The following is a 25,639-nucleotide window of genomic DNA, read 5'->3' on the forward strand; positions in this document are numbered from 1 at the left end:
TTATTCCTCTTCATCTTCAAGAGTAATCTCGTTTTGTATGGCCACTTCCTTAACAATTTTGTTTAAGTCATTTTGCATTTCATCCACAATGAAGTATAGTTTCAAAACAATGTAGAACAGTATGATAAATACCAGAATAATTACAAAATCCAAACCACGGGTTATGCCGAAAAAGCTTGCAAACGAAGTACTTAAATGTGGGAAAAGTGCAAATACACTAACAAAAATCCAGAATATGGACCATAAAATGACTGTAGTGAAGGAATTTTTCCTTTTCATGTATCTTAAAATAATTCCCACAATAGCTATTATAGAAATAATCGGAAATATTAAAGAATATAAAAACATAAGTATCACCATTTAAAATTGATGTTTGATCATCTGGAACAATATCTTAATTGCAACAGTGACGTTTGTTCCTTTTGCTTGAGTTTCTGGAGTGTAAATAGTTTCAATCGGAACTTCTGCGAATGGAATATCATTATCATTAATTTCACGTATAAATTCTGAAGATATTAAATATCCGGTTGCATTAATAGTAATCTTGTTCAATGCATTTCTTGTCAGGGCTCTGAATCCTGTTTGAGAATCGCTTACATTCACCCTATAAAAAATTCTAGTTAAAATATTCATTATCGCATTTGCAAAATTACGGGTGAAAGGCATGTCCTTAAGAGGCCTTACTCCAATAACTGCTTCGGCTTCGCCTGTAACCAACGGCTTTATTACATCATCCAAATCATCGGCAGAGTGCTGTCCATCAGAATCCATGCTTACAATATATTTTGGATTGTATTTTAAAACAGCATCAAAACCTGTTTGGGTTGCAACGCCAACGCCCCTATTTATAAGTAGGGAATAAACATGAATCCTGTTCGGATATTTCCTTTTGGATTCCATAATAACATCCAAAGTGTTGTCTGATGACCCGTCATTGACAATTACCATATTATATCCTTTCTCTGCAATGGCTTCGATTACAGGTTGGATTCTTGTTGCTTCATTATATGCGGGAAGAACCACATATGTTGCATCCTTATCTTGCGCAGTTATTTCATATTCCATTTTACACCTTTTCTATAATGGTCCTGCATCCTCTTTTCCTTCACGCATTCCCATTCCGGCTTCCTTTCTCATTGCTTTTCTGTGATACATCATTTTAATCAGGTTCTGTGCATGTTCACGGGCTCTGTTTTCTGCAAGCTTTGCAAGTTCAACCGGATCTTCCTCCTCATCCTCATGGACAAAAACTTCCAAAATATGGGTGTTTGTCATGAGCTGTGCATTGATTAGACCAGTTGAGGCCTCATGAGCACACATCTTATCTTTTTCCATCGGACCGGGCATTCCAAGTGCCATAACTATATCACAGTTTTCCTCTTCAATGAGAATCTTTGCAGTCACCGGCAAGTCCTTAACGCCAGGGACTGTCTCGCGGATTATCTTTAAATCATAAGCGTTATTCTTAAGCTCATCTATGGCAGCGGATGCCATGTCAAAGCGAGCGAATGTAGTGTCACAAATTCCAATTCTCATGTAAGTTCACCTTATGAAAAAGTATGTTCTTAATAATATAAATGTTTAGTCAAAATAAGAAAGTATTATGAATTATTACCGAAAGTAATACTTTGAGCTTTATAATTATGAAAAAAATTTTTTACAAAAAAAATATGTAAATTATTTATTTACGAATTTCAAAAACTTATCCTTAGCCTCATCAATTGTCAAAGGATAATCACCCTGCATGTCAAATCCATGTTCTGATTCAAGCTGCTGGAACAACTCGGTAACGATAGGCACCTTTAGATTTGCCTTTTCAAGAATTTCAGGTTGTGCAAAAATCTCTTTAGGAGTACCTTCACCAATTAATATCCCATCAACCAAAACAAAGACTTTATCTGCATAGTTTGGAACTAAATCCACTTCGTGAGTTGAAATGATGATTGTAATTCCTTCCTCATTAAGCTCATTCAATAAATGATTTAAATTAACCACACCCTGCGGGTCAAGACCGGCAGTAGGTTCATCCAAAACCATTATTTCAGGTTTCATTGCAAGAATTCCTGCAATGGCCACTCTTTTCTTTTGACCTCCACTTAAATGATGAGGGGCTGTCTTTTCAAATCCGCTCATACCAACACGTTCAAGCGCATCAGTTACCCTGTCTTGGACTTCCTCCATTGATAATCCTAAGTTCAACGGCCCAAAAGCGACATCTTCTTCAACAGTCGGTGCAAATATCTGATCATCAGGATTTTGAAATACAATGCCCACTTTTTGTCTGAATTTAAGTAAAGATTTTTTATCATATTTTAACTCTTCACCATCGATGAAGACCTGTCCTTCATCAGGTTCGTAAATCCCGTTCAAATGCAGAAACAAAGTAGATTTACCTGCACCGTTTTTACCTAAAAGAGCCACCATCTGACCTTTTTCAACTTTTAAGCTTACGCCTTTCAGTGCCTGATAATCCTTATTGTACGAATATTTGATATTTTTAACTTCTAACATATTAATTCTCCTGTTTTGGTTCATAAAGTGGGAGTTCACCGGTATACCCTCTTGAGTCCAGAGCAAATTGAAGTGTTTCACTTTTATCAAGAGACCTCAGAAATATTGTACTTGTAAGGGCACCTAATGATTTGAATGATGTCCAGTAAGAATGATATCCCAATCTTGTATCCTGTGCCTTCTGCATGGTATCAATTTCGTTTAAGAAAATAAATATTGCATTATACATTAAAAGACCAATTTCAATCATGATTTTTGGAACTTTAAGAGTTGCCAAACAATGTAGGATTTTTGCAATAGGAGTTGTAAGTGCTAAAAAGCCCAAACAAGGAAAACAACCCAATACTCTCATAAATGTATAAACTGCATAATGAAAAGAGTCAGTTGTTACAACAATCCCAAAAATGCCTGTTTCATAAATCACATCTCCCTTTCCAAAAAAGAACATTAAAAATAAACAGGTAATCACTAGAAACGCAACAGGAATTGTTAAAAATTTCAAATATGACCAGATACTTATTTTTGCAATAAACAATATCGCAATTGACATTACAATAAAAATTAATACATCAAAATATAGATTATCAAGTGCCAATGTAACAATTAACAATACAATTGTTAAAAACAACTTAAGATAAGGATTTGTTTCTGTTAATTCATTGTGATGAGCAATATAATCCATATCAAATTTCATAATATCCCTAAAAAAAGAAAAAATAAAAGAATAAAAAAATTATTCTTCTTTACCTTGTCCTCTCCAATAACCAAATGCATATCCGATAATGATTGCACCTATAGCTGCTTGAAGAGCAAATAATAAACTTTCTATTTCACCACTAGGTGGCTCCCATATAGATGAAAACCATGGTTTAAAGTGAGTAGATTCGATAGCTTCACTTGCCGCATCATCGGATCCACCAAAGTATCCATCATCTTCCCCATGACCATTATACATTGCCAATGGCGCAATGAAGATAATTGCACATATAATTGCTAAAATTATTAAAGTTGATGTTTTCATTTAAATCACCTTATGCTTCATTAGGAGCTAATGCGTTAAGTTTATCCAACAATTTTGGTTTGTAAGCTTTTAATCTGTCCCAGATAATTACTGTTAAGATACCTTCACCAATCGCTAATGGAACTTGAGTTACTGCAAAGATAACCAAGAAGTTAGTTAATGCTCCGGTAAAAGTAGGAGCAGGGAATGCGAAAGCTAATTGGAATGAAGTAGCTACATATGTTAATAAGTCTCCTAAAAATGCTGCAAAGAATATTGCGATTGTAGAAGATACATTAGCTTTAGTAAATCCTTTATATACAAGCCAAGCTACTAATGGTCCTACGATACCCATAGACACAATGTTTGCACCTAAGGTAGTTAATCCTCCGTGAGCAAGTAAGATTGCTTGGAAGAGAAGCACAATAGTTGCAAGTACTGCAGTTACTGCAGGACCAAATAATGCTGCACCTAATCCGTTACCACAAGGGTGAGAACAGCTTCCAGTAACGGAAGGTAATTTCAAAGATGATAAGACGAACATGAATGCACCACTTACTGCAAGTAAAGCTTTGGATTCAGGGGTTTCATCTACGATTTTCTTAATTTGATAAATACCAAATGCGACCACGATGAATGCTACGACAAACCATATAATACACCAGGTCAATGGTAAGTATCCTTCCATAATATGCATAAATAATTTCCTCCAAATAACCTATCAATACAATTTGATATATTACTCAATAAAAATTTAAATTATAGTTAATATTTATTAAAGTTTTATTGATAATCTTATTATATACCTTATTATATATAAATATTATTAGTAATACCATAAACAAAATTTAGGATAACCTAATATTTTTAATACGAACAAAAACAAAGAGGATACTATGAATATAAAAAACAACCTGATTTTAGCCCTTGACGTGGGAAGTGAAAGTGAAGCCATCCAGATATGCGATTCAATCAAAGATTATATTGATACAATCAAGATAGGATATCCGTTAGCACTTGCGGAAGGCCTTGAGATAATAAATAAACTAAAGGACAAATTCGGTTTTCAGGTGATATGCGATTTTAAAGTGGCAGACATCGACGCAACAAACTCCAAAATATGTGATGAAACATTCAAAGCGGGAGCTGATGCTATAATCTGTCACGGATTTGTCGGATCAGACAGCGTTCAGGCATGTCTTGACATGGCAAACAAATACGAAAAAGAGTTATTTTTACTCACGGAAATGTCACATCCGGGAGCAAAAATGTTTCTGCAAAAAAATGCTGATGCAATTGCACAAATGGGGGTTGATATGGGAATAACAAACTATGTTGCACCTGCAACCAGACTTGACAGATTATCAGACATTCGTAATATTGTTGGCAGAGATGCATATATAATCTCTCCAGGCGTTGGAAAGCAAGGAGGAGATGGTAAAAAAACTTTGGAATATTCAAATGCCATTATTGTAGGCAGAAGTATTTACGAATCAGAAAATCCAAAGAAATCATGCGAAGAATTAATTGAATCATTAAAATAAAGCTAAACTATTTTAATTAAAAGAATTAAAAATAATATTGTTCTTATTATCTATGAACAGAATAAGTTAAATGAGGTGAAAAAATATGGCAAGCGAAGTAACAAAATTAATTATGGAAACAATTTTAGGATTAATCACCACTGCATTCGCATTTGTTGCAGGTTTAGCATGGAACGACGCAATCCAAAAATTAATTGAACAGTTTATCGGTGCTGGAGATGCTCTTCCAAGTTTATTCATTTACGCTATCGTTGTAACTGTTGTTGCAGTAATTGTTACCGTATTACTCGCTAGAGTAGCTGCTAAAATGGGTATCGAACTCAGCGAATAGACAATCATAAAGGAATTTTAAATTCCTTTTTTAACTTCTTTTTTTAATTCAAACCATCAAAAATAACTGCCACCAGGATATTTTAAAGATTAAATGGAGACAAATATCCCAAGATAAATTTAAAAAAGTAATATCATATTACAAAATCAATCACTACTGAGTTTATCCAGAGCCGCCGCATAAATAAATGGGAAAATAATAGTCACATCACCAACGACACTAGCCAAATTAGACCCGCATTTAGCTTTTGCCCAGGATTTAGCCTCTTCAAGAGGTGCTCCCCCAAGACTGCCTGCTTCAGGTCTGTCCATAGTAATTTGAATAGCCGCATCCAAACCTCCTTTAATGACATTGGATGCCAGGGTATAATGCTTTGTTAGGCCACCGCCCAAAAGTATTGCTCCCACTTTTTCTGCTTCAAAAACAATATCCGACAGATATGGCATGTCTCCTGCAGCACTGAGTGTAAAATCATGGTCCTGTGAAAAAATCCATAATTGCAAACCCATCATTGAATCAATAAGGCCCGGTGCAAAAATGGGAATGTTGTTTCTTGCGGCAGTTGCTACAAATGATGCATCATCATCCACCAGAAGACCTATTTCATATAATAATTCCTGAATTGAAACTACCTTTTTTCTGTCGGATATCTTTTCGAATATTTTAATAATTTCATTTTCAAAAATAGTAAAGTCATCTGAACCAACATTGATGTCAGCAATACGACCTATTCCCTCTTCATTTAATTCTTCATCATCTTTTCCTTCGTGGCGATAATGAGATCCTCCAAACGCTTCAACAAGATCATGTGTGATATTGGCTCCGCTTGAAACAATTAAATCTACATGACCATCTTTAATCATTTTTGTTATTATGTTTCTCATGCCTCCGGCAATTAAAGGTCCTCCAAGACTCATGAACACCTTCATGTCCTCATCGAGAATCATGTCAACTAAAATATTAGATGCTCTTGCCACTCTGCCTGCGCCCAAAACACCGGATTTATCAAATTCATCCATCAAATCGGACACTTTCATACTGCTATCTACATTAATTTGGTTTACTTTCATTCAATCACATGAAAATTAGTTTGTAATAATTGGAAATTGATCCAAGTTTGTTATGGTATTAATCAAGTCTGTTCTTGTAACAATTCCAAGTAAAACCTGATTGTTATCTGCAACAATTAGTCTGGAAATGGATTTCTTGAGCATTACTTCAATAGCATTGGCTATTTTCAAATCCTCATTTACGATTACAACATTTGTAGACATCACTTCACCTACAGTTGCATCCCCGTTATCATTGGCTACTGCCTTAACAAGGTCTGTTACGGTAAATACTCCAACTACTTTTCCATCCTCCATTACCGGAGCACCATCTATCTCATTTTCATTCAATTTTTTTGCAGCTTCCTTAATAGAGCAATCCATTTTAAAGGAAATAACATCTTTACTTGCAATTTCTCCGACTGTCTTTTTGGGAATGCTTCTAATGGTAGATGTGTCAACTAAAAGAATATTGTCCATATCGTCCCGACCTACGATTTTACCCATTATTCCAAGGTTATTTACAGGAGTGGGACCTATTCTAATAATGTCTCCCAAATTCAAATCCTTGATACTTCCCAAAACTTTAATTGCTGCTTCACATTCACTTGGCTGCGGCACACTGGTGAATTCAATTTTTGCAACGGAAATGTCTTCAATCCTTTCATCATTTTTATAAATGGGAACTTTGGAATCCTCATCAGACACTGAAATATTTAATGAATGATAAGCTTCGATGGTTGGTTTGTAACCTCCCCTCGGGCCAGGAACACCTTTAACCAAACCTAAGCTCCTTAATGATTGCATCTGGTTACGTATTGTTCCGGGATTTCTTCCCATAACCTCAGCAATATCTTCACCCTTTATGGATTTGCCCTTGGAAGATTGGTATAAATTAATCAGTGTTTGTAAAATTTCTTTTTGTACAGATGTTAACATGTTAATCCCTTAAATTTAATATTCTAATATATTTAATTATATCAAGTATACCTTATAAATGTTAATGATTTATAATGATATTTTGATTTCGAAAAACAGAGATATTAAAAAATATTTAAAAAAAAATAAGGAAAATGAAATGATTATTCAACCAGTTGTTTTAAATCATTTCTGATAATTGAAGTTGCATCAAATCCCTTGATGGCATCAATCATTTCAGGGAATTTTGATTTTGGAATCAATACGTTAATCTGTGAGAAATCAGAACCTGGAGTTAGTGTAGGCTCATCGGCACACAGTTTATTTTCAATCAGATAATTGGAAACCTCTTCAATTTTACTGTTGGCAATGTTAAACTTAACATCAAAGTATTTTTTAGCTGTAATGGCTCCAAACAATTGCTTGTAAATCATTTGAGCTTTATCCATTTTCTCACCGGTACAGCTTACACCTGCATAAAGACCTGCTGAAGAGTGCAATATTGTTTCAATTTCTTTTAAACCTGCTTTTCTTAAACTGCTTCCAGTTTGTGTATTATCCACAATCAGATCAGCACCTTTTGCAATGTATACTTCAGTAGCGCCGTCGGAGTTGATGACCTGCACCATCTCATTATCACCGTCAGTCAGCCCCCTAACCTGGACAAATGGTACTGCATCCCCATATATTTCCTGATATACCTCATTTTCCATGATGAATTTTCTAGTTAAATTAGGATATTCCGTAAAACATAAAATTGGAGTTTTTCTATCTTTATTTGCTCTTAAAAGATCTGATAAACTATTATATGGAGAGTCTTTAGGAACAGCAACAATCAAACGGGTCTGTCCGTAATCAAGATCACCAATTTTAACAGTATTAGTTTCTCTTAAAACTGATTCTTCTTTAATCCAGTCTTCCCCAACAATAGCAATATCTACCATTCCTCTGTTAAGCTCAACAGGAGTGGACTGCGGACGAGTTAAGAAAGCTTTGATTTCATCATCATTTAAAATATTTATTTCATAAGATTCATTTCCAGGTTCATAGCCTCTGACTTCATAACCTGCATCAACAAATAACTGATAAGTATTTCCTCTGTTTACATTATTTAAACTTCCTTTTGGAAGTCCTAAAATTATTTTATCGTTCATAATAATACCTACAAATAAGATTATTCATTAAAATATTTAATGTTTATGGAAAAAAAGAAAAAGTTCAGTTGTGATATGCTTCACAACTTTGTCTTGATAGAGCATGCTTGTGGGCATGCATATGTTTAACACCATTATCAGTTACAATCTCATCAATGATTTCAACGCCCTCGTGGGAATGTGTGTGTTCACCGTCTGTGTGGAAATGATAATGTGAGTGTTCAAGATTTTCAGAATCAATTTTTTTGATTGAATCATCGAATTTCCTGTCATACAATAAAGCTGCATTCAATACTACAAGACATGACCCCGCATTGTGGACAATAGCTCCTGTTACCGGATTCAATAGTCCTAAAACAGAACAGACAATGGCTAACGCATTGATTGTCATTGAAATTGCAATGTTTGCTTTTATTGTAAACAATGTGGAATTTGACAGTTTTTTAAGATATGGAATTTTTCCAATGTCATCACCTAAAAGCGCGATGTCTGCCGCCTCAATAGCCACATCACTTCCAACAGAACCCATTGCAACACTTACATCAGCTGTTTTGAGTGCTGGTGCATCATTTACACCATCTCCAATCATACAGACTTTTTTGCCTTCACCTTTAAGTTTTTCAATCCATGAAAGCTTTTCTTCAGGCAGAAGATTACCGTAAACTTTTCCTATTCCAACCTGTGAGGCGAAGTAATTTGCAGTTTCGGCATTGTCTCCTGTAAGCAATATGGTTTCAGTGCCCAAATCATGCAGACTTTGAATCATGTTTTGAGAATCTTCACGAATCACATCAGACAGGCCGACAAAACCTGCAACGCCATCATTTAATGCAACGATTATTGCAGCTTTTCCCTCGCTTCTGAGTTTGTCGAGATAGCTTTCATCAACTTCAATATTGTTTTCAGCCAAAAATTTGGCATTACCTGCATAGACTTTACCATATGAATTACTACAGCTAACGCCCTTTCCAGGATACATCTTAAAGTCTTTAGGCTCTTCAATATCCATCTCCAGCTCTTTAGCTCTATCCACAATCGCCTTAGCCAATGGATGTTCGCTTAAAGTTTCACATGATGCAACAATCTTCAGCAAGTCAGTTTGTGATAAATCATTATTGACCGGAATTACATCGGAAACCTGCAGATTACCATATGTCAATGTTCCTGTCTTATCAAACACCAATGTATTCAGGGCACCTAAGGTTTCAAGCGCTTCACCTGATTTGATTAATACACCATATTTTGTTGCCTGGCCAATTGCGGCCATAATGGCTGTTGGTGTAGCAAGTATCAATGCACAAGGACAGAACACTACTAAAACTGTTACTCCTCTTTCAATATCACCGGTGACAAGCCAAGCTACAATTGCGATTATTAATGCGACAGGAACAAGCCATGTTGCCCATTTATCAGCAATCCTTTGGGTTGGAGCCTGCTTTTCATCGGCTGCCTTTACAAGATCAATCAACTTCTGAAGTGATGAGTTTTCGCCCAAGCTGGTTGCCCTAATATCAATTGCACCATACATGTTCATGGTTCCGCAGAACACTTCATCCCCAACTTCCTTATCTATAGGGAGGGATTCACCAGTCATGATTGACTGGTCAAGTGAACTGGTTCCGGCAATAATCTCACCATCGACAGGTACGCTTTCACCAGGAAGTATTCTTAAGGTATCACCGATTTTTATCTCATCTACAGACACCTCTTCCTCGACACCATCAACAATTCTTCTTCCGGTTTGCGGAGTCAAATTGATAAGATTTCTTAATCCTTTTTTAGCCCTTTCAACAGTCCAGTCTTCAAGAAGTGCACCTAATGCCATAATCCATGCAACTTCACCTGCAGCAAAGATTTCTCCTATCAGAAGTGAAGCGACCATGGCTATTGCAATTAGAAGTGCTGATGAAATCCACTTTTCACGAATCAGTCTTGTCAAAGCCAAAAGCAGCATTGGAATACCACTGATTATTACTGCTCCCCATGCAGGATTCAGATAAATCGGAGTGTCAATTCCAAGTATCATGAAAATAATTGCGATTACAAGAAATACAGCAGAGAGGATAGTCATTTTCAAGCCAAATAAAAAATCTGTTATCTCATCAATCACATCTTTCACCTTCATCAAAATTTATTAAATGTATTACTTTTTTTGGATTCATTTATATATGCAGTATTACTATTATATTGTTTAGACTTCATTTTATATAAAAGTATTACTTTTTTTGAATTCATTTAAATACTCAGTATTACTGAAATTTTTTCCAAAAAGGATATAATACCATGAAAGTGAAAATAACATCGAGGCAATTACAATGAATTTTGAAGATATGAACTTCTGCCGGTCATGTGCAATGCCTATGACAAAAGACAATTACGGAAGCGAAAAGGACGGCTCTAAAAAAAGGACTACTGCAGATATTGCTATCATGAAGGTAAATTCAAAGTGATGTTAGAATGGAAGAAATGATTGATTTTTACATTTCAAAAACTGCACAAGCCACATGAATGAGCGAAAAAAGCAAAAAAATGTCTATGAAATCTTTCAAAAATTAAAATGTAGGATGAAATAAACATCCATCCTTTTTTAAATATTTTTTGACTGAAAAAAAAGAAAAATAATCTAATTATCCTCATCAACTTTCTCAAAATTGATGCACTGCTTAACATCCAATAATTGATGTTCATGAAGTTTGCATACAATTTTGTATTTGTTTCTAAGTTCCAAGTGTTTACATTCATCACAAATCATATCAGCAACCCCATTATTTCATTGCAAGGTCCATTATGCTGAAGGGTTCACCTTCTTTTCTTGGAGCCGGTGCCCCTAGGCCAAATGCAGATTTTGCAAATTCCTTATTCATTCTTTTTGAAACTTCATCAAAAATCATCTTGTATGCTGTGCATTGCGGGTCAACTGCCTCAGGAGTCTGATATGCGACAATTGCATTGTACGGACATCCTCCTTCACAGTACTTTTTATGCCTGCATTTCTTACAGCTTTCATCGACATGATTTCTGAATAGCTGAAGTTTTGCCCATGCATCTGAAGTTTTTAAATCGTCAAAACTCGGATTATCCCCTACATTGCCCAAAACATACTCAGACATTCCTACAAATCTGTAACAAGGATAAATTGAACCGTCTGATCCGACTGCCAAAGTGGTACCTATGCAGTCTGCAAATGTACAGAGGGTTCCTCTGCGCCTTAGGGAAGATTTGCAGATATGGTCCAGATCCATTATTGAGAATTTGTCCAAATCATAAAGGTATTTGTCAAGCCAGTCTACCAAAAGTTTTCCATGTTCTTCCTGGTCAAGTGCCCATGGATCTGCATTATCCCCTCTAAGGGACGGCAGTGCTGCATGAATTTTAAGGCTCATTTTTTCACCTTTAAAGAATTCATACAATTCATCTGAAAAATCCTTTGAGTAATCAGTTACAGTTAAAACAAAGTTTATAATCAGTCCTTTACTTTTAGCCAACTCGTATTTTGACATGGTTTTGTCAAAGTAACCGTCGCCTCTTTGATAATCATTGATTTCCTTTGGTCCATCTATACTTGTACTTACGACAACACCGTATTTTACAAACAAATCTATAAGTTCATCTGTTAAAAGCCAGATGTTGCTTTGAAGAGAAAATCCGTCGAGATTTTCCAGTTGGGACAGCTTTTCCAATGCCACCTTATAAAAATCATAACCTGCAAGAAGGGGTTCGCCACCATGGAAAGTGAAGTGAACCTTATCATCCCTGAAATCATCCAACCAAGCAATAATCTGGTCGATAATTTCCGAATCCATCATCTCTTTTTTATTTTCAGAACCCCAACAGTATTTGCAATTTGACGGGCAGTTGAGAGTTGGAATAATCATTACATGAAAAGTCATTTTTATCCGTGAATCTTGTTTAATTCGTTTAATAACTGTTTTTTCTCATCAGGATCCATGTTTTCGTTTACAAAGAATATGTATCCGCATTCTTCACATTTGACTGCATTCATTTCTGCATGAGCTCTGTGATTATCCAATAATCTCCTTTGAGCAATCTTATCTTTTGAACCACATTTTGGACATGGTGCTAAAAGTTCTTCGAGTTTCATGTTAAATAATTTTGATTTCAAGATATATTAATTTTTTCGAAACCGAAAACTTTAAATAAGTTGGTTAAATGACTACAATTTTACAAAATGACTTCAACAAGGTTTAAATATTATTTAATCCAATAATAATTATTAAATTAACATTTAAGGTGATTATAATGCCATATGATTTGTATGATTACTTTTTAAAAGAGAAAAATAATCCAATCTTCACCGAAGTTACAGATAAAGTAAGAGAAAATATATGGAAAGAAAGCATTGCCTTTATAACCTCCATCGAATGGATGACAATGGAAAATAAAATGATGGTTAAATTATATTACTATCTGAGATACAGTTAACGGTTTAAAATCTTAATAATATATTTATAAATCGGAATGCCAACATATTTTGCAACAGGCAGAATATATTTAAATCCCGGCATTTCAAACTCTTTTTTCACTTTTTCAAGCTCAAAAATAATGTCCAATTTTTGAGGGCATTTCCTTAAACATTTTCCACATCCATTACATAAACCGGCATTGCCCTCCTTTCCCATCACTCCGCCAACATACTGATAATAGTCAATTAAAGAAGTGTTGACAAAGCCTTTATGGCCGAACAGATACTTTTCATTATAAATCTTTAAACATTCCGGAATGTTGACACCCTGAGGACATGGCATGCAATATCCGCAGGTGGAGCAGTTGATTTTTAGGGAATTTCTCATCACCCTTTTTACAAGTTCAACAGTTTCCATTTCTTCAAAAGTCATGGACAGAGGAGTGGTTTTATCTGCAACATCCAGATTTTCATCAATCTGCTCGATTGAATTCATTCCTGAAAATACGCATGAGATGTTTCTATTGTTTAAAACCCATCGAAGAGCCCATTGGGCTGCTGATTTAGTGGAATCTGTTTTTTTGAATATTTCTTCAGCATCCTCGGGCATTTTCCCCGCAAGAATTCCACCTTTTAACGGTTCCATTACAAAAATACCCATTCCTTTCAAAGCAGCATATTCGATTCCTTCAACACTGGCCTGGATGTTTTCATCAAAGTAATTGTACTGAACCATCACAACATCCCAGTCATAAGCGTCAATTACTTCTTCAAACTCTTCCTTTGGCCCATGATAAGAAAAACCCGCATGTTTGATTTTTCCTTCACTTTTGGCATTGTCTAAAAATTCAAGCAATCCTTTTTTAACCAGCCTGTTGAATGTTTTCAAATCTATGGAATGAACAAGATAATAATCAATATAATTCCTTTTAAGACGCTTTAGCTGCTCATTTAGAAATTCTTCCATATCATCATATTTTCTGACATGGATTGCAGGAAGCTTAGTGCAGATTTTAACTTTATCTTTATATTCGCCCTGTAGTATTTCACCTAAAAACTTCTCACTGTCTCCATACAAATAGGCTGTGTCAATAAAGTTAATTCCGTTATCTATTGCATAATAAATTTGTTTTCGAGCCAGCTCACGATTAATCTTGCCGTTTTTTAGGGGAAGCCTCATCGCTCCGAAACCTAATGATGATACTTCATCGCCTGTTTTTTCAATCAATCGATATTGCATGCTACCAACTAAAAAAAAAGATTAAAGTTATTTCAATTGAAATAACTATTTATTTTCATTGATGATTTCTTTCATATAAGTTACTAAATCATCTTTGGATTCATCATCATCCATTGCAAATTCAATTGATGTCTTGAGCCATTCGAAACGGTTACCTATATCATAGGTCTTTCCTTCAAATGTAACGCCATAAATTGCATCCAATTTCTGAAGTGCATCGGTTAGCTGAATTTCACCGCCGACACCTGGTTCTGTCTCATCGATTTTATCGAAAATATCCGGTGTCAGGACATATCTTCCCATGATTGCAAGATTTGATGGTGCCTGATGAGCCAAAGGCTTTTCGACAAGCTTTTCAATATTATAAACATTATCTTCCACTTCAGTTCCCTTGATGATACCATATCTTTCTACCTTTTCTTTCGGAACCGCTTCAAGCGAAATTGCAGATGCATCATATTTTTCATGAACGTCAATCAACTGCTTTGTGCATGGAGTCGGACCTTTAGTAATTGAATCCCCCAAAAGCACTGCAAACGGTTCTCCGCCGATATGCTTTTTAGCACAGTATATTGCATCACCAAGACCCCTTTGCTCCTTTTGTCTGACATAGCAGATATCTGCCAAATCTGTGATTGCCCTGACTTGCCTTAGGCGGTCGTCTTTTCCTGCGCTCTGAAGGGTCTGTTCAAGTTCAAATGATTTGTCAAAGTGATCTTCAATGGATCTTTTGTTTCTACCTGTCACTATTAATATGTCATCGATGCCTGAAGCCACTGCCTCCTCGATAACATATTGAATGGTTGGTTTATCATAAACAGGCAACATTTCCTTAGGTTGCGCTTTAGTAGCAGGCAAAAATCTAGTACCGAAACCTGCTGCCGGAATTACAGCTTTCATAATTTATCACCATAAGTTTTAATTAATTATAATCTTTGGTTAAATTATTATAAATATATTGTTAACAAAAGTTAGAGATTTAAAAAAAAATACAAAAGTGAATAAGGACAAATTTGTTGAACAAATTTTGACACATCCTTATTCAAACAGAATAACTAATGTTTTAATGATATTAACAAGCAAATATTGTTCAAACACCCCCATTCAGATGGGGGAATTATACCTGACTGCTGAAAATATAGTGCTTGTTTCGCCATATTTTGCCCTAGCAAGATACTATATTCAGTTAGGCATTGAAATTATAATGACCTAAAGAACTGTGATGTTAAAGGAAGAACAGTTGGATTAGTCCAAGATTATTCTAATCTGATGAATCGGCAATTCAAATGAAGATTAGCTTTTAATATGTGTTTTATATCTTCCTTATAACATTCTTATTTTTTTACTATAATTTTATTGGAGTTAATCAATCCATTATATGATGCTTTTATAACATATTTGCCAACCTTTAAATTCTTAGGTATGTTAAACATGGCTATTCCTTTAGAGTTGGTTTTAATTTTATAGGTCTTGCCTTTAAAAGTAATCTTAACCACTTTTTTGGCAAATGCCTTTCCCTTACTGTTTAGGACTTTGACATTGAATTTTGCTGATTTTTTAACCTTTTTGGATAAGTCTTTAGTCACCAAGGTTGTTTTAATGGTTATCTTATTTTTTACACTGACATTTCCATATCTAACAGCAATAACATACTTTCCGGGTTTTTCATTGATTTTTAAAGAAATCATTCCATTTTGATTTGTGAATCTGAAAAATTTCTTTTTATTTATAGTGAAAGAAACCTTTTGATTTTTAGCCAATTTGCCGAATTTATTATAAACCTGAATTTTATAATAAGCTGAACTGCCAAAATACATTACTACATCTTTATTGCCAGCAATTCTTGATAAGTTTTTATTGTATTCGACTTTAGCGGGATACACTTTCATTAAAATATTTTTAATATGATCTTCTTTGTTTTTAAATGAATCAATAAGATAATCAGGAATTTCACTATCGTTTAATAATTCCTCCAAATTGGTCAAATTTCGCTCACCGTTTCTTCCAATGAATTTAATGGAATCATTACTAATAACTATAACGTTTAATGCATTGAGCATATTGGAATTATTTTTTAAATAAACCTCATTGGAATTGTTCGCATTATTATTATCAAAAATAACATCCTCCAATGATAAGTTTCCACCCAAACAACAGATTCCACCACCGTTATTTACTGCGGAATTGTTTAGGAAGATGCAATTTAGAACAGATAAATTGCTGCCTGTCAAATAAATAGCTCCACCATCATAAGCATTATTATTTACAAAATAGCAATTAGAAATAATGCCTTCATCAGCCTTGTAACTGATAGCTCCACCATTATAAAAATACATGCTTCTAACCATAGGATTTGCATAGGGATTAACGCTTATACAATCCCAAACATAATCTAAAACAATTTTTGCCTGATTTAGTGAATAATTATAATCACCATTATTTATAAAGGAACAGTTATCAATTAATCCTCCCTTTGCTCTCCAACACACTACACCATCTACTGAAGCGTTGTTGTTAATGAAATTTGAGTCGATCAGCTTTCCGTTAGAGTTGTCCCAAAGTATTAATCCGAATGATTTAACTGAATTGTTTATGAAATTGCAATTTACGATATTTCCATTTATACCTCTCCAGTGGACAATTTCAAAATCAGAAGAATGATTCATGAAATTACAATCAATAACTGACCCGTTGGCACCATTCCACTTTATACATTCGCCACCTCGATTGCAATTAACAAATGTAATGTTTTTCAAAGTAACATTATCAGATTCTATGACGAATATGCAACGAGAGTTATTGCAGTCAATTTCATATCCCTTTCCATCAATTGTTACTGTTCTGTCAATTGAAATTCCGTCAGTACAATTTTTATCAACATTTGAATTATAGATATAATTTTCCTCCAAATAGATTACATCATCATCATCACCAATCCTATTTGCCAAATCGGTGAATGTGGGCTGGGATGCATTATTTTCAACTGAATATAATGTGAAATTCCCATTATCCTCTGCTGAAACAGCAGAAATTGATATCAAAATAAAAATCAAATAAATAATATAAACCTTTTTAAACATTTTATCATCATGACATGAGCTGAAATTAATTAAAAAAATAAAAAATTATAGTTATTTATTAACTATAATTCTGTTAGTGTTTGTTAAACCGTTATAAGTGGTTTTTATAACGTATTTTCCAACCTTTAAATTTTTGGGAACATTAAAACCAGCAATTCCTTTTGAATTGGTTTTAATTTTATAGGTCTTGCCTTTAAAAGTAATCTTAACCACTTTTTTGGCAAATGCCTTTCCCTTACTGTTTAGGACTTTGACATTGAATTTTGCTGACTTTTTAACCTTTATGGATAAGTCTTTAGTCACCAAGGTTGTTTTAACTGTTATCTTATTTTTAACTTTCACATTACCATATGAAGTATAAACAACATAGCTGCCTGGTTTTAAACTTATCTTTAAAGTTGCAATGCCGTTTTTGTCTGTGTTTGCATAGTAGTTTTTCTTGTTGATTGTAAATTTAACTTTTTTACCTATCACTTTTCCAGCATAATCCTGAACTTTAACTGAATAGGAAATCTTTTTAGCATAATATCTAGTTAAGTCTTTACTTTTAATGGCATCTTTTGTATCGACGGCAACATTAATTTTGCCGTTTACATAGGTAATGTTTAAAAATCCTGTTTTTTTAGCAACATATGATATTTGGGAAGAGTGATTGATCAATCCAAGATAACTGGACTGACTGCCCTTCTTATTCACCAGTGTTGTCATGTCGGCCTTAATGATTAACCTGTCTCCTTTTTTAACAAATTCGCCGTTATGTGAAAATTTAATAACAATCCAGTTTGAGATGTTGCTGATTTTGGAAACACCATTAGGATTTTCTAAGGTATCTCCCCAGAAGTTGTAATCGGCATTTACATCGCATCCAACCGGGCATAGGGCCATGCGATAGCCTGTGCTAAGCAAAATTGAATTATGTACAGTTCCATTTTTACCAAACCAGTAGATTCCTCCGTCGAAAAATGAGCTGTTTGCAATTATTGATGACAATACTGTTCCATTATCGCCTACCCATGCAATTGCAGAACCGCACCATGCATCATTTCCATAGAATTGGGAATCAACTACATTTCCGTTGTGCCCTCTCCAGCAGATTGCACCACCTAAATTCGGATAGCCTACACCGTTGTCTGTGAAAATGCATTTTGATACTGTTCCGTTTATGCCATTCCATACTATAGCTCCGCCTTCATTGGTTTTAGCACCCATTGGTCTCATGCGATGTGAAAACCATATAGTTCCGTCTTCATCAATCGATACTGTATCCTCATCAAATGGATCATCCTCGATTTCTCTTCCATAATTATTTGTGAAAGTGCAGTTTTCTATATAACCGTTGTCTCCGCTCCAGTAGATTGCACCTCCGCCTGCTATACCACCATATCTTCCAAATGCATTTCCGTTGATGAAACTGGTGTTTTTGATTGTAACATTATCAGATGTTATATTGAACATTCTTGAGAGTTTGTTACCATTTAATATGTGTCCCGCACCGTCAATGGTTATTGATTTGGAAATTAAAATTCCCTTATTACATCCAGTAATAAATTCATAATCCCTATCCAAAACTAAAACACCACCTTCTGGAGTGTTATGGATTTTTATCAGCAAATCGTAAAAGTCTCCACTTGAATTATAAGGAGTTACATCATATGAAAATTCATTTCCAATATAGGATACGTTCAATATTCCTGTTTTGTTTGAAGTGAAATTGATGCTTCCTGATTTGCCATCCAAACCGTTATAACGGTATTTATCATGAGATTTGTCCATTACAGTATCAAATTTGTAATCAATCATGAATGATTCATTTTCAAAAACAAAATCTTTTTTAGAACTTACATCCATTAAAACCCAATATTTCACATCGGAACTTTTATTAGCGATGTTTGGATTGTCTTTTGTATCTCCCCAGAAATTAAAATCAGCTTTTACACTAACTGAATATGGAGATATCACACATCCGTTGTCTAATGATGAAAGCAATATTGAATTTTTGATTTCTCCGTTTTTGCCTGTCCAGTATATTCCGTTGTCGCAGATTCCTGAGTTTATGAATGTTGAAAGTGAAATTGTACCGTTCACTCCTTTCCAGTTAACTGCTGCACCTCTATATGCATCATTGTCATAAAACTCTGAATTAATGATTTTTCCGTTGGCACCTGCCCAGAAGATTGCCCCTCCGTCATTGGCGTATCCTACAAAGTTGTGTTTAAATATTGAGTTTACTACTTTACCGTCATCTCCAATCCATGCGATTGCACCTCCCTGACTGGTTTTCGCACCAGCAGGAACCATATAAACATAAACATATTCTATGCGCATAGTTCCGTCATCACAAACAACAATTTCCTGGCGCATATATTCATCAGAGTCCAAGCTATACAATCCGTTGTTTGTAAAGTTACAGTTTTCAACATATCCGTTGGAAGCGTTCCAATAAATTGCACCTCCACCATGGACAATACCATAGGAACCTATTGCATTTCCATTTATGAAATTGACATTCCTAATTGTTACATTGGCTGCTGTAATATTGAATATTCTTGACAATTTACTTCCGTTTAAAGTGTGTCCTGCTCCATCAATGGTAATTGATTTGGAAATTACTATTCCGTTAATTGATCCGTTTATAAATTCATAATCCCTATCCAGAATTAAAAGACCGCCTTCTGGAGTTAAACTGATTTCTTCGGATAAATCCTCAAAGTCTCCAATTCCATATGTAACATTTTCATAAGTTACATCATACCATGAATCGATTGATGATTCATCTTTAAAGGTGGTGTTGGTGATTGTTGCAGCATTTGAGTTCAAGAACAAATCGTTATGTGAATTATGGAAAAATTTCAAATTAGATAATGATGCATTATCCCCATTCAAATCTATGGCTCCTCCATTATATCCTGCAGAATTGTTTCTGAATTTTGAAGAGGATATGGAAACGTTGTTTCCCCAGTTGACTGAAATGGCTCCACCGTTCAATAGGGCAATGTTATTGTAAAATCCACAATTGTTAACGGATACATTATTTCCGCCAATGTAGAGAGCGCCACCTTCACTGTTGACTATTTGAATGTGAATTACGCGTGGATCAAAGCTTTCCTGACATGTCAGACTAACTGCCTGACCGAATCTTACATCATTGTTTTCAAAGTTACAGTTGCTTATTTTGCCTGAATTTCCAATCCAGCATACAGCTCCGCCTCCGGAGCTTGCGGAATTGTTTGTGAAATTACAGTTGTCCAGGGTTCCGTTATTTCCCAGCCAGGAAATAACTCCGCCTGCAAGTCCTGCTGTTTTTGAGTTGATGAAATTGACATTCTTTATGCAGACATTATCTGCTTCAATCAAAAAGACTCTCTTAACGTCGGGAGCCTCGATAAAATGATTTTGACCGTCTAATGTTATTGATTTTGAGATAATTACTTGATTTGATGAGTTTGCAGTTTTATAGTCACTTTGAAGATAAAGTGTTTCGCCCTCATCTGTGGTGTTCACCTTACCTGCCAAATCATCAAAATCGCAAATAGCTGTTTTTAGAGTATTATCAAATATATCGTTTTTAATAATTAAATGATTATTTTCAACACCAATTGCATCGCCATTAGTTTCCAGTGAGATATTTTCACCATCCATTGCACTTACGGCAGATATGGAAAAAATGACTGCAAGCAATATTGATAAAATTAATAATTTTCTATTTAACAATAAATCATCTCCATTTTTATAAACATTAATTATATTTGAAAAATCAGTTTAAATAATTTTTTAAAAATAGTAACATATAGTGCGGGGGACGGGACTTGAACCCGCGAAGGGACTGACCCACTAGGCCCTCAACCTAGCGCCTTTGACCGCTCGACCACCCCCGCATAAAAAACAAAAGTAGTTATAAAAAAATATATTTTTCAACTTATATATAGTTAACGATTTTTTGCAGGATTTTATAGTAACTTGCACGATTTTTTCATTTTTAAATTAAGTTTCAATCCAGAACCATCGAAATTTTAACTCAATCAAATAACTGGTTAAAATCAATTTCGAAGATGGACTTTTAGAAAACACAACCAGATTGTTTTCGCCGAGGCATTCATACCTAGAAGAACACTAACCAATTACATTACCCAAAAAAATTACATTTATCTGAGTAATGCAAGAATACCATGACTTCTTTAAGTCATGAATGAATTGCACAAAAAAGGCAGATTACTTCTCAAATGCTCTCTGCTAATCTTTAAATAACTAGCCAAATATAATAATTAATGACAATAAAAAGTTTAATTCAAAATTTTTCAACGAAAACCAAGTTAAAAAAAATAAATTAAACTACAAAAGTCTTAACCTTCGGGACGAGGGGGATAGCACGGTAATCCTACACTCATTGGAGTGTGCAGCCCGTGAAGTAAGAATCCTCAACTTCTATAAGTTGAGGTAGTTCAACTCCAAACGAGGAAAACCTCAAATGAATCATTAATGTTTAAATGTCTAATTGGTGGTATTGTGAGGTAAAACTCACAATATAGGCATTTAAAAAAAAACTATTTTTTTCAATTTAATTTAATGGTGACTTCCAGAACTTTTCCGTTTTTCAAATCATCGATTAGGTCCCTGTCAAGATCTCTGGCCGCCTTATCCGCCTTAATCATCAAAGTCCTGTCACAGGTGTAATCGCTTTTTCTAATTACTATATCTGTTGGATGAGTCAATGTCAAATCCTCATGGCCGAAACCATTTATTTCGTCATGGCCGTTTTCGGTTTCCAATTCGACAGTGATTTTAGTATTTGAATCGGCAATTTTATCCCTGAACTCCTGAGGGAAGTCAAGCATGGTCTGGTCCATGTCAACTCCAATGATACAGTCTGCAGTCGGACCGATTTCTGCATCCCTGGTTATTTCAAAGGTGGATTTGTGATTTGAAGTTACATTCTTATGGCCCCTTGTTCGGATTTTAAAAAACATGAATATATCTTAGGTTAAAAAGAGTAATAAAATTATTGCATCTGAAATTATGGCATTAATGGAAAAAAAATAAAACATCATAAATTCCCCTTGGATTATTCTGGATTGTTCGATTAACAATCCGGTGATTTTGCAAAAAATATGCAAATATATGAAAAGCAATTTCCATCAAATGATAGAAAGCTAAAAAATTGCATAAATTAAATTAACTAATCTACATGAAAAAATAAAAATATTGAAAGTTTTAAAAAAAACCTTTTATTTAATAACTATTGTGTTTTTAACAGATAATTTTCCATAACTGGTGACAATATTATATTTTCCTACCTTTAAAGAAGATTTTAAAACAATGCCTGCTAGTCCATACCTGTTTGTTTTAACAACATATTTTTTGCCATAGAATTTGAAAGTAATCTTTTTGCCTTTCAGGATTTTGCCGTTCTTATTAACCAGTTTTGCTTTGAAAATGCCGGACCTGGATTTCTTTTTAGACAGATTCTTGGTTATAATAGTTGATTTTACTGTGACTTTATTTGTTACCTTATACCCTTTATATGTTGCAGTAATAGTGTATTTTTTAGGTTTAAGTTTAATCTTAAATAAAGCATATCCGTTTTTGTTTGTTTTAACCTTGTATGATTTACCGTTTATTTTAATCTTTACAACTACACCTGCACCGACTGCCTTTCCATTATCGCCATATGCTCTAACTTTATAATACTTGTTAGCCCCGTAGTATTGGACAACGTTTTTATTTCCTGCAAGTCTTTTGAAAATCTTAATGGTATTTTTAGCCTTTTCACCGGTTACAGGATTAATTGCAGTTATTGTATAAGTTCCGCATTTGAGATTTATGTTCAGTCTGGATATTCCGTTAGGAAGAGTGGTTGTTGTAATTGAATTCTTTCCTATTGTGAACTTAACCTTGGTATTTGCCAAAACCTTACCATTGGAGTCACAGAATATTGCAAAATACTGGCTTCCGCTGCCGTATATCTTAATCAAGTCAATTCCTTCAACAGTGGAGTACACTTTAATTGAGGCGTTGGCTGATGCTGAATGATATCTTGCAGTCTGATTAAAGCTAATGTATGCAATATAATTTCGTGATGCCAAATTTAAGTCAAGTGAGGCTTTACCATTTTTATCCGTTATAACGGAATATTTTTTACCTGCAATTGTAACATGAACAGTCTCACCTGAAATAGCTTTACCTGAAGCTGAAAGCAGAGATATTTGGAGTTTTTCACTGCCCTTGTAATACATTTCAACATTTTTAGCCGTAAGATTTACAGCTAAAAGATCATTTACAACTATGAACTTGCCTTCACAGGTGCTTCTGGAGAAGTTTTCATCACCGTCATATGTTGCCATGAATGTGTAGTTGTTTTCTTCAAGTTTTCCTAAAACGAATGTTGATGCACCATTTAAAACACGAACATTATATGATTTTGTGTTGATTTTCAGTAATATTGTTGCATTTAGTTTGTCTCCGTCACTTGAAAGCAGGCTAATCTTAGCAATCACCCTGTCATTGAGACCTGCATCATCAATTGAAACATCCAAAACAGCTTTTTTCTGAGTGATATTTAATATGTACGTTGTATTTGAAGCATAATAGTTACTGTCCCCATTATATTCAGCCAATATCGTATATGAACCTGTTTTTAAAGGGGAGATATACCATGTTGCCTGTGAATTGGATATTGTCTTGCCCCTTGGTGAATAATAACCAATCATGCTGAATGAAACTGAACCTGTAGCGTTTTCACTTAGTTTTGCAAATATTCTGATGTTTTCTCCCAAATACGCACCCTCATCATATACAACAATATTCGAATTGGATTTTAAGACATTGAATGAAGTTGAATTTGATGAAGAGATATATAAATTATCTCCCAAGTATTCCGCATTTACTGTATAATTGCCTACATCCAACCATTTAAATTCACATTCGGCAATGCCGTTTTCAATTTTGGTATCCTTAGAAATGTTGCCAACGGTAAATCTAACAAATCCAGTTGCATTACTGGACAGGTTAGCCATTATCCTAATATTTTGGCCGTAGCAAGTGTCATTAACATTCAATACAATATCGGAATAAAATTCCTTTACATAAAATACAGTGGTTATTGTGAAATTATTGTAGTTGTCATCACCGGAATATTTGACGGTCATCTCGTAAGTTCCAGTTTCTAATTTTGATAAATTCAAACAGCATTTAGAATCAGCGATTTGCTTTGAGTGTCCATCACCATTGACAATGAAAACAATATTTCCAGTTGCAGATGAGAGATTTGTAACTTCAATAATCTGGTCGAAACCAACACCAACATTATCCGCTTTAACAGTGACATTCAAATCTGCTTTATTAATAACGAATTTAATTTTTTTGTTTGAATTAAGATAATATGCATTTAAAACATAGCTTCCAACTTTTAAAGAGGAAGTGTTGAAAAGAGCCCTTCCGTCAACAATATCTGCCGTTACATTCAACACGCCTGAAATCACGAAGTTGACTTTACCGTGAATGCCATCTTTGAATGCTGCTTCAAAAATCTCCACATCCCCATAGGAAATATTATTGGCAGTGAGGTTGAATTCTATCGGATTGACAGTTAACGTATTGGTAACTGTTGCATTTTTATAAGCTGCAGAAATATGATATTTTCCGACAGAAAGATTTAATTTAAAGTAAGCAAAACCATTGTCATTGGTTGTGACATTATATTTTTTCCCATCAAATGATATTGAAACAATCCTGTTTGGCAGAGGAATTCCATTATCTTCAAGAAGCCTTATTGTGTAGTTGAAATCATTTTCCTGCCATGCAGTGACATTTTTTCCAAGCAATACAACTTCAGCGTCCATTCCCAAAGTGGTGTTCCAGTCGGCACCGTCAAAATAGTAATCCCCATCATAGAAGACATAAATATAGTTTGTTCCCTTGTAGTATTCAACATTGAACACTGCTTTTCCATCTGTGAGATTTAATGTGTAGAAATCATAGTTGATGTAAACGCCGACAGTACCTGTACAGTTTAGAGGATTTGTTCTAACAGTAACTGTTCCCTTCAATGTCTTTTCATCATAATCAACCTCAACATCCAAACTAGAATGTGTTTTTAAAACTTTAAATGAACATGTTGCATTTGATGGACGGTATTTTGCATCTCCATTAAATAGAACTGTAACATTATATGTTCCAGCATCCAAATTGGAGAGGGTTACATTTGTCAGACCATCCTCCAAATAGATGACAGTATTGTAATTGTTGATTACCAAAGCGGCTTCTCCTCTCAAAGTTTCCGGAACCACATTAATGCGTATAGTGGCGTTTTCTCCAATTTTAACATCACTTGCTGATACATTCAATGCAGAATCATATTTAGTTACCCTTAATATGTCTGATGCAGTAGCCGAAT

Annotated in this window: 25 protein-coding genes and 1 tRNA gene; 5 read left to right on the forward strand and 21 right to left on the reverse strand. The window is 34.6% G+C overall.

Translation table 11 applies throughout. The annotated features are described in order from the left end of the window. From Q4Q55_RS00590 to Q4Q55_RS00620, 7 genes are all read right to left on the reverse strand, one after another. On the reverse strand, positions 1-348 hold the full coding sequence (locus Q4Q55_RS00590; protein ID WP_303370882.1) for a DUF2304 family protein: 348 nt from the start codon (positions 346-348) through the stop codon (positions 1-3). 12 nt (positions 349-360) lie between these two features. Beyond that, positions 361-1,065, reverse strand: a complete 705-nt coding sequence (locus Q4Q55_RS00595) for a glycosyltransferase family 2 protein (RefSeq protein WP_303370883.1) — start codon at positions 1,063-1,065, stop codon at positions 361-363. A gap of 12 nt (positions 1,066-1,077) precedes the next feature. Then, the gene (gene ribC, locus Q4Q55_RS00600; protein ID WP_292608987.1) at positions 1,078-1,536 is read right to left on the reverse strand and encodes a riboflavin synthase; all 459 of its coding nucleotides are present in this window, start codon (positions 1,534-1,536) and stop codon (positions 1,078-1,080) included. A gap of 141 nt (positions 1,537-1,677) precedes the next feature. Then, positions 1,678-2,511, reverse strand: coding sequence for an ATP-binding cassette domain-containing protein (locus Q4Q55_RS00605; protein WP_303370884.1), 834 nt, complete (start codon positions 2,509-2,511; stop codon positions 1,678-1,680). A 1-nt stretch (position 2,512) separates the two neighbouring features. Next, the gene (gene cbiQ, locus Q4Q55_RS00610; protein WP_303370885.1) at positions 2,513-3,205 is read right to left on the reverse strand and encodes a cobalt ECF transporter T component CbiQ; all 693 of its coding nucleotides are present in this window, start codon (positions 3,203-3,205) and stop codon (positions 2,513-2,515) included. 39 nt (positions 3,206-3,244) lie between these two features. After that, complete coding sequence (locus tag Q4Q55_RS00615) at positions 3,245-3,532, reverse strand: energy-coupling factor ABC transporter substrate-binding protein (protein WP_303370886.1); 288 nt, start codon at positions 3,530-3,532, stop codon at positions 3,245-3,247. Positions 3,533-3,542: 10 nt separating this feature from the next. Beyond that, on the reverse strand, positions 3,543-4,208 hold the full coding sequence (locus tag Q4Q55_RS00620; protein WP_303370887.1) for an energy-coupling factor ABC transporter permease: 666 nt from the start codon (positions 4,206-4,208) through the stop codon (positions 3,543-3,545). A 199-nt stretch (positions 4,209-4,407) separates the two neighbouring features. Here Q4Q55_RS00620 and pyrF point away from each other — a divergent pair, with 199 nt between their 5' ends. Together pyrF and Q4Q55_RS00630 are read left to right on the forward strand one after the other, a co-directional pair. Continuing rightward, the gene (pyrF, locus tag Q4Q55_RS00625) at positions 4,408-5,055 is read left to right on the forward strand and encodes an orotidine-5'-phosphate decarboxylase (protein WP_303370888.1); all 648 of its coding nucleotides are present in this window, start codon (positions 4,408-4,410) and stop codon (positions 5,053-5,055) included. 85 nt (positions 5,056-5,140) lie between these two features. Beyond that, positions 5,141-5,386 carry a DUF5654 family protein gene (locus tag Q4Q55_RS00630; protein WP_303370889.1) on the forward strand — a complete coding sequence of 82 codons (246 nt, stop codon included), beginning with the start codon at positions 5,141-5,143 and terminating at the stop codon, positions 5,384-5,386. A gap of 146 nt (positions 5,387-5,532) precedes the next feature. Here Q4Q55_RS00630 and Q4Q55_RS00635 read toward each other — a convergent pair whose 3' ends face one another. The 4 genes from Q4Q55_RS00635 to Q4Q55_RS00650 all read right to left on the reverse strand — a co-directional run bounded on the left by Q4Q55_RS00635 (position 5,533) and on the right by Q4Q55_RS00650 (position 10,617). Beyond that, complete coding sequence (locus Q4Q55_RS00635) at positions 5,533-6,456, reverse strand: deoxyhypusine synthase (protein WP_303370890.1); 924 nt, start codon at positions 6,454-6,456, stop codon at positions 5,533-5,535. A gap of 15 nt (positions 6,457-6,471) precedes the next feature. After that, positions 6,472-7,374, reverse strand: a complete 903-nt coding sequence (locus Q4Q55_RS00640; protein WP_303370891.1) for a CBS domain-containing protein — start codon at positions 7,372-7,374, stop codon at positions 6,472-6,474. A 143-nt stretch (positions 7,375-7,517) separates the two neighbouring features. After that, a complete protein-coding gene (locus Q4Q55_RS00645; RefSeq protein WP_303370892.1) occupies positions 7,518-8,507 on the reverse strand; it encodes an ATP phosphoribosyltransferase in 990 nt (329 codons plus the stop codon). A gap of 64 nt (positions 8,508-8,571) precedes the next feature. Next, positions 8,572-10,617, reverse strand: coding sequence for a cation-translocating P-type ATPase (locus Q4Q55_RS00650; protein WP_303370893.1), 2,046 nt, complete (start codon positions 10,615-10,617; stop codon positions 8,572-8,574). 205 nt (positions 10,618-10,822) lie between these two features. Here Q4Q55_RS00650 and Q4Q55_RS00655 point away from each other — a divergent pair, with 205 nt between their 5' ends. Then, positions 10,823-10,957, forward strand: a complete 135-nt coding sequence (locus Q4Q55_RS00655; protein WP_303370894.1) for a zinc ribbon domain-containing protein — start codon at positions 10,823-10,825, stop codon at positions 10,955-10,957. A gap of 173 nt (positions 10,958-11,130) precedes the next feature. Here Q4Q55_RS00655 and Q4Q55_RS00660 read toward each other — a convergent pair whose 3' ends face one another. Genes Q4Q55_RS00660 through Q4Q55_RS00670 form a run of 3 tightly spaced genes read right to left on the reverse strand, consistent with a single transcriptional unit; the run spans position 11,131 to position 12,609 of the window. Next, entirely contained in the window at positions 11,131-11,259 is a 129-nt protein-coding gene (locus Q4Q55_RS00660) for a hypothetical protein (RefSeq protein WP_303370895.1), read from the reverse strand. Between the two features lie 13 nt (positions 11,260-11,272). Beyond that, positions 11,273-12,397, reverse strand: a complete 1,125-nt coding sequence (locus Q4Q55_RS00665; protein ID WP_368660124.1) for a TIGR04083 family peptide-modifying radical SAM enzyme — start codon at positions 12,395-12,397, stop codon at positions 11,273-11,275. Between the two features lie 2 nt (positions 12,398-12,399). Next, entirely contained in the window at positions 12,400-12,609 is a 210-nt protein-coding gene (locus tag Q4Q55_RS00670; protein WP_303370897.1) for a TIGR04165 family Cys-rich peptide, read from the reverse strand. 158 nt (positions 12,610-12,767) lie between these two features. On the opposite strand from Q4Q55_RS00670, the gene Q4Q55_RS00675 reads away from it, so the two are divergent. After that, complete coding sequence (locus Q4Q55_RS00675; protein WP_303370898.1) at positions 12,768-12,950, forward strand: hypothetical protein; 183 nt, start codon at positions 12,768-12,770, stop codon at positions 12,948-12,950. Here Q4Q55_RS00675 and Q4Q55_RS00680 read toward each other — a convergent pair. Continuing rightward, a complete protein-coding gene (locus Q4Q55_RS00680; RefSeq protein WP_303370899.1) occupies positions 12,947-14,170 on the reverse strand; it encodes an aldo/keto reductase in 1,224 nt (407 codons plus the stop codon). The two genes, Q4Q55_RS00675 and Q4Q55_RS00680, sit on opposite strands and share 4 nt — an antisense overlap. 45 nt (positions 14,171-14,215) lie before the next feature. After that, entirely contained in the window at positions 14,216-15,070 is an 855-nt protein-coding gene (gene galU / locus Q4Q55_RS00685) for a UTP--glucose-1-phosphate uridylyltransferase GalU (protein ID WP_303370900.1), read from the reverse strand. A gap of 58 nt (positions 15,071-15,128) precedes the next feature. Here galU and Q4Q55_RS00690 point away from each other — a divergent pair, with 58 nt between their 5' ends. Further along, positions 15,129-15,383, forward strand: a complete 255-nt coding sequence (locus Q4Q55_RS00690) for a hypothetical protein (RefSeq protein WP_303370901.1) — start codon at positions 15,129-15,131, stop codon at positions 15,381-15,383. A gap of 121 nt (positions 15,384-15,504) precedes the next feature. On the opposite strand, the gene Q4Q55_RS00695 is transcribed toward Q4Q55_RS00690, so the two are convergent. From Q4Q55_RS00695 to Q4Q55_RS00715, 5 genes are all read right to left on the reverse strand, one after another. Then, a complete protein-coding gene (locus Q4Q55_RS00695) occupies positions 15,505-17,250 on the reverse strand; it encodes a hypothetical protein (protein ID WP_303370902.1) in 1,746 nt (581 codons plus the stop codon). Positions 17,251-17,301: 51 nt separating this feature from the next. Next, on the reverse strand, positions 17,302-20,961 hold the full coding sequence (locus Q4Q55_RS00700) for a hypothetical protein (RefSeq protein ID WP_303370903.1): 3,660 nt from the start codon (positions 20,959-20,961) through the stop codon (positions 17,302-17,304). Between the two features lie 80 nt (positions 20,962-21,041). Beyond that, positions 21,042-21,125, reverse strand: a tRNA-Leu gene (locus tag Q4Q55_RS00705). Between the two features lie 675 nt (positions 21,126-21,800). After that, positions 21,801-22,214 carry a DUF371 domain-containing protein gene (locus tag Q4Q55_RS00710; protein WP_303370904.1) on the reverse strand — a complete coding sequence of 138 codons (414 nt, stop codon included), beginning with the start codon at positions 22,212-22,214 and terminating at the stop codon, positions 21,801-21,803. A gap of 258 nt (positions 22,215-22,472) precedes the next feature. Continuing rightward, a partial coding sequence (locus Q4Q55_RS00715) for an Ig-like domain-containing protein (protein ID WP_303370905.1) occupies positions 22,473-25,639 on the reverse strand: 3,167 nt, incomplete at its 5' end.

Origin of the sequence: Methanobrevibacter sp., assembly GCF_030539555.1 — an archaeon.
Lineage (GTDB): Archaea > Methanobacteriota > Methanobacteria > Methanobacteriales > Methanobacteriaceae > Methanocatella.